Genomic DNA, 9985 nt, shown 5'->3' on the forward strand with positions numbered 1-9985 from the left:
CCAGCCGCGCGCCGCGTGGTGCGCCATCCACTGCGCGCCGGGTCGTGCGCTACCCCGCGTGCAGCATCAGCCCGATCCCCACGACCAGCAGACCCGCCGCCGCGATCCGGGGCGCGCCGAAGCGCTCCTTGAAGAACAGTGCGCCGATGGCCGCGCCGACGATGATCGAGGACTCCCTCAGGGCGGCGATGGGGGCGAGGTCGGCGCGGGTCTGGGCCCACAGGACGAGGGCGTACGCGGCGACGGAGAGGAAGGCTCCGAGGAGGCCGAGAGCGGCGTACGGCCGTAGCAGCCGGACCGTGTCGCCCCGCACGCGCGCGTACATGTACGCCGGGATGACGACTCCCTGAACGGCCAGCAGCCAGGCGATGTACCCGAGCGACGACTGGGAGGCGCGTACGCCCAGGCCGTCGATCACCGTGTACGCGGCGATCGTCAGGCCGGTCGCCAGGGCGGCGCCGATCGCGGCCCAGTTGGGCCGGCGGCCGCGCAGCCCCCACAGGCTTACGCCGGTGAGCCCGAGGCACGACACGGCGATGCCGGCAGCCGCCCACATTCCGGGCACCTCGTGGGCGAACACCGCCGCCAGCACGGTCACCACCAGCGGCGCGCTCCCGCGCGCGATCGGGTACGCCTGCCCGAAGTCGCCCAGCCGGAACGAGGTCATCAACAGCGCGTAGTAGGCGATGTGCACGGCCGCGGAGACCAGGAGGTACGGCCAGGCCGCCCCCGCCGGAAACGGCACGAACGGCACCAGTGCGAGCCCGATGAGCAGTCCCCCGCCGGAGATCAGTGTGAACCCGACCAGTTTGTCGGTGATCCGGTGCGCGATGGCGTTCCAGCTGGCGTGCGTGACCGCGGCGAGCAGGACCGCCGCGGTGACCAGCGGCGTCACGCGGTCTGCTCGCGCACGTCCACCAGGGTGGCGCCGGCGTGGGTGACCAGCCCCTCGGGGTCGGTCGGGAAGACGGTGTGCGGTGTCCCGGCCGCCGCCCACACCACGTCGTGCGCGAGCAGCGAGCGGTCGGCGAGGACTCGGGTGCGGGTGCGGTGCCCGAAAGGCGGTACGCCGCCGATGGCGTACCCCGTGGTCTCGCGCACGATGCCGGCGTCGGCCCTGGTGACCTTCCCGGCCCCCAGCTCCTGCCGCACCCGTTCCACGTCCACGCGCGAGGCCCCGTCCACCAGCACCAGTACCGGGACGCCGTCCGCCGCGAAGATCAGCGATTTGCAGATCTGGTTCAGCTCGCACCCGATCGCGGCGGCGGCCTCGGCGGCGGTACGGGTGGCCTCCGGGAACCGCCGGGTGCGGGCGAGGACGTCCTCGAGCCCGAGCGCGCGCAGCGCTTCGGCGAAACGGGGGTGAGCTCCGGATTCTTCGGCGTCAGTGGCGGCTGTCGTCGTCATGGTGGGCACGCTACGTCATGGCCCGAGCCGCACTCACGGGGTTTTCACCCGTCCCTTCGCGGCTGCGCCGGATCCGAGTGTGATCTTCTGCCGCCGTCATGATTGCCTGACCGCGCAAGGGGACACTTCGGGGGATCACTCGTGAGCGAACGCAAAGACATACAAGGGGACGACAAGCTTCCGGAGCCGGGGCCGTCCAAACTGCCGCTGTCCCCGGACGAGATCAAGCGGCACAACATCCTGCCGGGCCGGGAAGGGCACTACACGGCTCCGCCCGCCGACAGCACCGTCGATCCGCTGGACCGGCCGCCGCCGCAGCCGAATCCCCCCGGGCTCCTCCCGCCGCCGGGACCGGCCGCCGCGGCCAGTGGTTCGACGACAACCCGGGGCTCACGGACATCGACTCCACCAGAAGATCGGGGAGGACGAGTACAACGCGTTGGGCCTCGCCCTGCAGGGCAAGAACCCTTGTCCGGAGCTCAGTTCGGACGACCCGTACTCGCTCGGCTGGGACTGGGTGACCGGTGACGGCTCCCGGCATCGTGAGTACTGCAGCGGCGACGAGATGACCGAGTTGATCCGGTCCAGCGAGAGCATGAAGTTCAACCGCGATGAAAGCGTCTTCTCGTCCGTGGACCAGGAGATCGTCTGGACAGAACGCATTCCGGCGAAGGGGAGGTAAGCCAGTGTCCCGAGTTCTCATGGCGGGCAGGCGTCCGCGCCTGGTGACGGCCGCCGGCGTGCTGGGGCTGCTGTCTCCCCTGGCCGGCTGCTCCTCCGCGTCCACGGCCGTGGAGGCCTGTATGGCGAAGCAGGCGGCCTCCGCCACCTCCGGGGAACTGGCCGGCACCTACGTGGGAGAAGACCACGCCAAGGGCGCGACGATCACCCTCAAGGCGTCGGACACCAGGACCGGCGGCACGGTCACCGTCCACAACTGGCCGACCGGCGACTGGTACAAGAGCGAACTCGGCGACACGTTCGACGGGTCCGGCACCTGGGATGTAGTGGGAGATACCAGGCCCGGCGAGTATGTGCAGGTCCACCTCTCCATCACCGAACCGGAGCTCTTCCTGCGCGACCACACCGTCGACAGCCTGTCGATCGCCACAGACTCCAAGCGGACCTTCCTCTACGAGGACGACGACCCGGACACGTGCCCGATCTTCCGTCTGCGGATGGTCACTTCACGGCGTGGGTGAGGAACTCGCCCCAGGCGGAAGGGCGATTTTCGGCTGCGCGGTGCCGGTGGTCCCGGTGTCGCGGATGCGGAGGGTTCAGCCGACCTGAACCCACGCCCACACCGCGAGGCCGGTCGGCACCGGGCAGGCGAGGGCGCCTGTCAGGAGCAGGCGGGCGAGCGGGTGGAGGCGGCGGATGCCGGGGGCGAAGGCCAGCGCCGTCAGGACGGCGGCGGCGCCCACGACCGTCAGGGCGTACGGCAGCACGAGATCCCGGACCTGTGCCCAGGACATGCCGTCCGCCAGACCCCACAGGGCCGTCATGCCCACCAGGAACGTCAGCCAGCCGAGCGAGGCGAGGGTGAGGATCCAGAACACGGCCGCCAGCAGGCCCAGCACGGTCTCGCCACGGCTGTTTCGCGGAGCCGGCCGCGCGGGGCCGTACAAGGTCGCATACGTCTCGGGGTTCACGAGGACGATCCTGCGCGCAGGGCAGCCGGTGCGGCATGGGCGCGGATACTCAGCGCGTACCCCCCGGGTACTCAGTCACAAAAGAAGCCGGTGAGGGCGCCCCGTCCCCACGGATCCCTCACCGGCGGTCTTTCACGAGCGGTACGTCAGGCGCGTACCAGCTCCTTCTCCTCGTCGGGGTCGGCGTCCCTGCGCTCCTCGGCCGTGCGCAGGCCCTCGCCCTCGACGTCCACGTTGGGCAGGGCGCGGTCCAGCCACTTCGGCAGCCACCAGGCCTTCTTGCCGAGCAGGGCGAGCACCGCCGGGACGATGGCCATGCGGACGATGAACGCGTCGAAGAAGACGGCGATGGCGAGGCCGAAGCCGATCATCTTGACCATCGCCTCGCTGGAGCCCATGAAGCCGGAGAAGACGGCGGTCATGATGATCGCGGCGGCGGTGACGACGCGTGCGCCGTACTTGAAGCCGGTCACGACGGCCTGGGTGGGCTTCTCCCCGTGGACGTACGCCTCCCGCATGCGGGTCACGAGGAACACCTCGTAGTCCATGGCGAGTCCGAAGACCACACCGACCATGAAGATCGGCATCATCGACATGACCGGGCCGGTCTGCTCGACGTTCATCAGACCCGACAGCCAGCCCCACTGGAAGACCGCGACCACGGCGCCGAGGGCTGCCATCACACTGAGCAGGAAGCCGAGGGCCGCCTTCAGCGGGACGAGGATCGAGCGGAAGACCACGATCAGCAGGAGGAAGGCCAGGCCGACGACGAGGGCGAGGTACGGCAGCAGGGCGTCGTTCAGCTTCTGCGAGACGTCGATGTTCACCGCCGTCGAGCCGGTGACCAGTACCTTCGCATCGGTCGCCGAGGTGATGTCCGTGCCCTTGTCACGGATGGCGTGCACCAGGTCCTCGGTGGTGGTCGAGGACGGCTTGGAGTTCGGGATGACGGTGATCGTCGCGGTGTCGCCGGCCTTGTTGGGCGCGGCCGGGGTGACCGTGACGACGTCCTTCAGGCCCTTGATCTCGTCGCGGACCTTGGCGAAGGCCGCCTTGGGGCTGTCGCTGTCCTTGGCGTCGACCACGACCATCAGCGGGCCGTTGAAGCCCGGCCCGAAGCCGTCGGACAGCAGGTCGTAGGCGCGGCGCTGGGTGGTGGAGACGGGCTGGGAGCCGTCGTCCGGCAGGCCCAGTTCGAGGGAGGCGGCCGGGACCGCCGCAGCGCCGAGGCCGATCACACCGAGCAGCAGCACGGCGACCGGGCGCCGTACGACGAAGCTCGCCCAGCGGGTGCCCATGTTCGGGCGGGCCTTCTTCTCGGCGCTCTTCGGCCTGCCGCCGCCGAGCAGCTTGCTCTTCTCGCCGGCCGGCTTGATCTTGCGGCCCGCGTAGCCGAGCAGCGCCGGGATCAGGGTGAGGGCGATGAGGACCGCGATGGCGACCGTGCCCGCGGCCGCGACGCCCATCTTGGTCAGCATCGGGATGTTGACCACGGACAGGCCGACCAGGGCGATGACCACGGTCAGGCCGGCGAAGACCACTGCCGAGCCCGCCGTGCCGACGGCCCGTCCGGCCGCTTCCTCGCGCTCGCGGCCCTCGGCCAGTTCGGCGCGGTAGCGGGAGACGATGAAGAGGGCGTAGTCGATGCCGACGGCGAGGCCGATCATCGATGCCAGGGTGGAGGTGGTCGTGCCCAGGTCAAGGGCGCTCGCGAGCGCGGTGATCGTGGAGACGCCGATGCCGACGCCGATGATCGCGGTCAGCAGCGGGAATCCGGCCGCGAGCAGCGAGCCGAAGGTGATGACGAGGACGACGGCGGCGACCGCGATGCCGATGACCTCGCTGGAGCCGGTCTCGGGCGTCGCCTGCAGGGCGTCGCCGCCGATCTCGACCGTGAGCCCCGCCTTCCGCGCGTCCTGCGCGGCCTCCTTCAGCGCGTCGCGGGAGGAGTCCTCCAGCTCCATGCCGGAGACCTTGTACTTCACCGAGGCGTACGCGATCGTGCCGTCCTTGCTGACGGCGTGCCCGGTGTAGGGGTCGGCGACGGAGGCGACCTCGGAACCGCTCTGCAGTTCCTTGACGGTCTTGTTGACGGTCGCCTTGTTGTCCGCGTCCGTCATCTTCTCGCCGGTCGGCGCCTTGAAGACGACCCGCCCGGTCGCGCCGTCGGCGCTCATCCCGGGGAAGCGCTGTTCCAGCAGGTCGAAGGCCTTCTGGGCCTCGGTTCCGGGGATGGAGAAGGACGAGTTGCCGGCGGCCGGCGCGGAGGCGGCGCCCACCCCGGCGAGGGTGAGCAGCGCGACCCATATGAGGGCGACGAAGTGTCGTCGCCGGAAGGCGAGCCGGCCGAGTTTGTAGAGGAACGTGGCCACTAGGGCGTACTCCCGGTCAGGTCGTGGGGTTCAGGGCAGGGGCGATCAGCCCGGCGACGTGAGCGGTGACGTCAGGTGGTGGGCTTACTGGGGAGATTGATCAGGGGTTGATCAAGGGTTGATCAGAGAGTGATCAGGGGTTGATCAGGAGGTGGGGACGCCGAGGGCGGGGAGGACGACGGCGTCGATGTACGAAAGGAGGAAGGCCTGCGTCGGCGGCTGCTCGTCGATCATCGTGCGGGCGGCGAACCCACCGATCATCATGTGCATCACGTAGTCGAGCGCCGGGTTGTCCGCACGGACCTCACCCCGGTCGATCGCCCGCTGCAGCACGCGACGGAACTCCGCCATCTCCGGTTCGATGAGATGGTCCCGGAACGCCCGCAGGAGGTCCGGATTGCCGTGGACCACCATGGCCAGCCCCCGCATCAGCGCGGAGTTCTGCTCCATCTGGCAGTCGTCCGAACGCAGCGTGAGAGCGTGCAGGTCACCCTTGAGCGATCCGGTGTCGATCTCGCCGAGACCCAGACCGCCGGGCTTGTTGTGCCGTACTGCCTTCGCCACCAGCTCGGCCTTGCCGCCCCACTGGCGGTAGAGCGTGGCCTTGCTGGACCGGGTACGGGCGGCCACGGCGTCCATGGTGAGGGCGTCGTAGCCGACTTCCCGGAGCAGGTCGAGCACGGCCTCGTACAACTCGGCCTCGCGCTCGGGCGTGATCCGACTGCGACGCGCGGCGGCGACCTCAGTCATGTCTCTCACCTTCCCGATGCGGCTTCCCGCTCCGAACGACACGGTTTCGTACGTGACGAATGTACCGCAGCCACAAGCGAAACGAAACTGTTTCGTACGTGTGCTGGGTCACGCCTGTCGGATTTCCATAAGTTGCTGGGCCCTCTCCCCCGGAAAAACATGGGGAGGTGAGCTATCTGCGCCTTCCCCACCTCAACGGCGACCTGCTGTGCTTCGTGGCCGAGGACGACCTGTGGCTGGCCCCCCTCGACACCCCTGGCCGCGCCTGGCGGCTCACCGTGGACCGCGCCAAGGCAGGCCAGCCGCGCTTCTCCCCCGACGGCAGGCACATCGCCTACACGACCTGGCGCAGCCTCGTGCCCGAGATCCATCTCGTCGGCGTCGACGGCGGACCCGCGCGGCAGTTGACGTACTGGGGCAGCACCGACACCCAGGTCTGCGGCTGGACGCCCCCGAACGGGGACGGCGGCACCGACATCCTCGCCGTCGCCTCCCACAACGAGCCCTTCTCCTACTTCACCTGGGCCTACAAGGTGACCACCGAAGGCGACCCCGGCCGCAAGCTGCCCTGGGGTCCGGTCTCCGACATCCAGGTCGCCGACATCGACGGCGTGCACAAGACCCTGCTGCTCACCGGCACCCCGCCGCACGAACCGGCCTCCTGGAAGCGGTACCGGGGCGGCGCCATGGGCCGGCTGTGGCTGCACGGGCAGCGGCTGCTGGAGGGGATCGGCGGCCACCTGGCCTCCCCCATGTTCGTCGGCGACCGGATCGCCTTCCTCTCCGACCACGAGGGCGTCGGCAACCTCTACTCGTGTGCCTACGACGGCTCCGACCTGCGCCGTCACACCGACCACGACGCCTTCTACGCCCGCAACGCCTCCAGCGACGGCACCCGGGTGGTCTACCAGTGCGCGGGCGACCTGTGGCTGGTGGACGACCTCGCCCCGAACGCCGTACCGCGCAGGCTCGACATCCGGCTGAGCGGCCCGCGCCCGGGACGCCGCAGCTACCAGGTGCCGGCCGCCCGGCACGTGGACGGCATCTCCGTGGACGAGACCGGGCGGGCCTGCGCCGTCGTCGTCCGCGGCAGCCTGCACTGGCTCACGCACCGGGACGGCCCGGCGCGCACGATCACGGACACGCCCGGCGTGCGGGTCCGGCTGCCGGAGATGCTCGGCTCGACCGGGCAGGTGGCGTACGTGACGGACGCCGAGGGCCAGGACGCCATCGAGATCGCCCAACTCCCCCGCGCCACCGGCGACCGCACCCCTCGCCGACTGGCCTCGGGGGAGCTGGGGCGGGTCCTGGAGATGGTCTCCGATCCGCTGGGCGAGCGACTGGCCGTCGCTTCGCACGACGGGCGGTTGCTGTTGATCGATGTGGCGGAGGGGGATGGTGGGGAGGTTGCGGAGGAGGTTGCGGAGGAGGCTGCTGGGGGCTCGGGGGACCCGGAAGGCTCTGGGGGCGCAGAGGACTCAGCGGACTCGGGGAGCACGGAAGACTCAGGCAGCTCAGAAGGCTCTGGTGACTCTGGTGGCCCTGGTGGCCCTGGTGGCCCTGGTGGCCCTGGTGGCCCTGGTGACTCCGCCGAAGCCGTCGCCCCGGACCCGGACCTGGACGGGCAGGTCACCGAGCTGATCCGGTCCATCAACGGGCCCGTCCGCGACCTCGCGTTCTCCCCGGACGGCTCCTGGCTCGCCTGGTCCCACCCGGGCATCGGCCGGTCGCTGCGGCAGATCAAGCTGGCCCGTATCAAGGACCGGCACATCGTGGACGTCACCAACGGCCGCTTCGAGGACGAGAACCCCGTCTTCACCCGCGACGGCCGCTACCTCGCCTTCCTGTCCTGGCGCGGCTTCGACCCGGTGTACGACGTCCACACCGGCGACCTGTCCTTCCCGCTGGGCTGCCGCCCTTACCTGGTCCCGCTGTCCTCCGCGACCCCGTCCCCGTTCGCCCTGAACCCCGAGGGCCGGCCGGCGGCGGGCGGGCTCGACCCCGTCGAGGACGAGGAGACCGGCGAGGGCTCCGCGGTGACCGTGGAGGTGGAGGGCCTGGAGAACCGGGTGACACCGTTCCCGGTCATCGCCTCCAAGTACTCCGCGCTGTACCCGGTCGCGGGCGGCGGCCTGGTCTGGCTGCGCTGGCCCATCTCCGGCGCGCTCGGCGAGACCTTCGCCAACCCGGCCGACACCACCGGCCGGCCGACCCTGGAGTACTTCAACATCACCAAGGCGAAGAAGTCCGAACTGGTCGGCCATCTGGACTGGTTCGCGGTGAGCGGGGACGGGAGCCGACTGGTGGTGGTCGACGAGGGCGACCTGCGGGCGGTGCCGTCGACCGAGTCCGGCGACAGCGACACGACCGTGTGGATCGACCTGCGCCGCATCCTGCACGAGGTCGATCCGGGCGCCGAGTGGCGGCAGTCGTACGACGAGGCCGGCCGTCTCATCCGCGCCTACTACTGGGATCCGGGCATGTGCGGCATCGACTGGGACGCGGTGCTCGACCAGTACCGGCCGCTGGTCGAACGCGTCGCCTCCCCCGACGAGTTCGCCGACCTGCTCCGCGAGGTCCTCGGCGAGCTGGGCACCTCCCACGCCTACGTCACCCCCGCCCGCCGCAACGAGGGCCCGCCCCACTACCAGCGCTGGCAGGGCCTGCTCGGCGCCAACTTCGTACGCCGGGACGCAGGCTGGACGGTCAAACGCATCCTCCCCGGCGACTCGTCCGACTCCAAGGCACGCTCCCCGCTGGCCGGGACGGGCATCCGCCCGGGTGCCGTACTGACCCACGTGGACGGCCGTCCGGTCGACCCGGTGGCGGGACCGTATCCGCTGCTCGCGGGCTCGGGCGGGACGACCGTGGAGCTGACCTTCACCCCGGGCGAGGGCGAGGCGGGGCCGGCCCGGCGGGTCGCCGTCGTCCCGCTCGTCGACGAACGTCCGCTGCGCTACCAGGACTGGGTCGCCAAACGCCGCGACGTCGTCCGCGAGTTGAGCGGCGGCAAGTGCGGCTACCTGCACATCCCCGACATGGGCGGCTCGGGCTGGGCCCAGTTCAACCGGGACCTGCGCATGGAGGTGTCCCGGCCCGCGCTGATCGTGGACGTGCGCGGCAACGCGGGCGGGCACATCAGCGAACTCGTCATCGAAAAGCTCTCCCGGACCATCCTGGGCTGGGACCTGACCCGGGACGCGCAACCGGTGTCCTACACCTCGAACGCGCCCCGGGGCGCGGTGGTGGCCCTGGCCGACGAGGCGACCTCCTCCGACGGAGACATGATCACCGCCGCCTTCAAGCTCCTGAAGCTCGGTCCGGTCATCGGGCAGCGCACCTGGGGCGGAGTCGTCGGGATGACCGGCCGGCACCGTCTCGGCGACGGCACGGTGATCACGGTCCCGATGAACGCCGCCTGGTTCGACGCCTACGGCTGGTCCGTGGAGAACCACGGCGTCGCCCCCGACCTGGAGATCCTGCGCACCCCCCTGGACTGGGCCGAGGGCCGGCACGCCCAGCTCGACGACGCCATCCAGCTGGCCGTGGAACTGCTGGACACCAACCCCGCCGCGATCCCCCCGGACTACAGCGACGTACCGGACCGCTCGCGGCCGGAACTGCCACCGCGAAAGACGCGATAGCGAAGCGGACTTGTGACGGCAAAACAGGGTTGCGACAGCGAAGCGGGGTGCCCGGCAGTCGCCGGGCTGACGGCCTGCGGGGTCAGCCCGGTCCGCTCGGCCAGTTCGAGCCGGCTGATGCCCTCCGCCCCGGCCGCCCGCAGCAGATCCAGCACCAGCG

9 protein-coding genes are annotated in these 9985 nt (G+C 70.6%); 3 read left to right on the plus strand and 6 right to left on the minus strand.

The window, feature by feature from the left end; all coding sequences use genetic code 11:
• Positions 1-49: 49 nt before the first annotated feature.
• Together ABZ471_RS07210 and ABZ471_RS07215 are read right to left on the minus strand one after the other, a co-directional pair.
• Positions 50-895: a DMT family transporter gene (locus ABZ471_RS07210; RefSeq protein ID WP_359063340.1), complete on the minus strand. Its 846-nt coding sequence runs from the start codon at positions 893-895 to the stop codon at positions 50-52.
• Positions 892-1407 carry a YbaK/EbsC family protein gene (locus ABZ471_RS07215; RefSeq protein ID WP_359063342.1) on the minus strand — a complete coding sequence of 172 codons (516 nt, stop codon included), beginning with the start codon at positions 1405-1407 and terminating at the stop codon, positions 892-894. Before ABZ471_RS07215 ends, ABZ471_RS07210 begins: the two co-directional genes overlap by 4 nt.
• A gap of 439 nt (positions 1408-1846) precedes the next feature.
• Between ABZ471_RS07215 and ABZ471_RS07220 the strand changes: the two genes are divergently transcribed.
• Both ABZ471_RS07220 and ABZ471_RS07225 read left to right on the plus strand, forming a co-directional pair.
• Positions 1847-2089 carry a hypothetical protein gene (locus ABZ471_RS07220; protein ID WP_359063344.1) on the plus strand — a complete coding sequence of 81 codons (243 nt, stop codon included), beginning with the start codon at positions 1847-1849 and terminating at the stop codon, positions 2087-2089.
• Between the two features lie 4 nt (positions 2090-2093).
• Positions 2094-2609: a hypothetical protein gene (locus tag ABZ471_RS07225; RefSeq protein WP_359063346.1), complete on the plus strand. Its 516-nt coding sequence runs from the start codon at positions 2094-2096 to the stop codon at positions 2607-2609.
• A 75-nt stretch (positions 2610-2684) separates the two neighbouring features.
• Here the strand turns inward: ABZ471_RS07225 and ABZ471_RS07230 are convergent, their stop codons facing one another.
• The 3 genes from ABZ471_RS07230 to ABZ471_RS07240 all read right to left on the minus strand — a co-directional run bounded on the left by ABZ471_RS07230 (position 2685) and on the right by ABZ471_RS07240 (position 6181).
• On the minus strand, positions 2685-3059 hold the full coding sequence (locus tag ABZ471_RS07230; RefSeq protein WP_359063348.1) for a hypothetical protein: 375 nt from the start codon (positions 3057-3059) through the stop codon (positions 2685-2687).
• A gap of 146 nt (positions 3060-3205) precedes the next feature.
• Complete coding sequence (locus ABZ471_RS07235; RefSeq protein WP_359063350.1) at positions 3206-5431, minus strand: MMPL family transporter; 2226 nt, start codon at positions 5429-5431, stop codon at positions 3206-3208.
• 144 nt (positions 5432-5575) lie between these two features.
• Positions 5576-6181 carry a TetR/AcrR family transcriptional regulator gene (locus tag ABZ471_RS07240; RefSeq protein WP_359063352.1) on the minus strand — a complete coding sequence of 202 codons (606 nt, stop codon included), beginning with the start codon at positions 6179-6181 and terminating at the stop codon, positions 5576-5578.
• Between the two features lie 167 nt (positions 6182-6348).
• Here ABZ471_RS07240 and ABZ471_RS07245 point away from each other — a divergent pair, with 167 nt between their 5' ends.
• On the plus strand, positions 6349-9825 hold the full coding sequence (locus ABZ471_RS07245) for a S41 family peptidase (protein ID WP_359063354.1): 3477 nt from the start codon (positions 6349-6351) through the stop codon (positions 9823-9825).
• Here the strand turns inward: ABZ471_RS07245 and ABZ471_RS07250 are convergent.
• On the minus strand, positions 9768-9985 hold a 218-nt coding region (locus tag ABZ471_RS07250; RefSeq protein WP_359063374.1), incomplete at its 5' end, for a hypothetical protein. The two genes, ABZ471_RS07245 and ABZ471_RS07250, sit on opposite strands and share 58 nt — an antisense overlap.

Origin of the sequence: Streptomyces sp. NPDC005728 (assembly GCF_040630895.1) — a bacterium.
Lineage (GTDB): Bacteria > Actinomycetota > Actinomycetes > Streptomycetales > Streptomycetaceae > Streptomyces.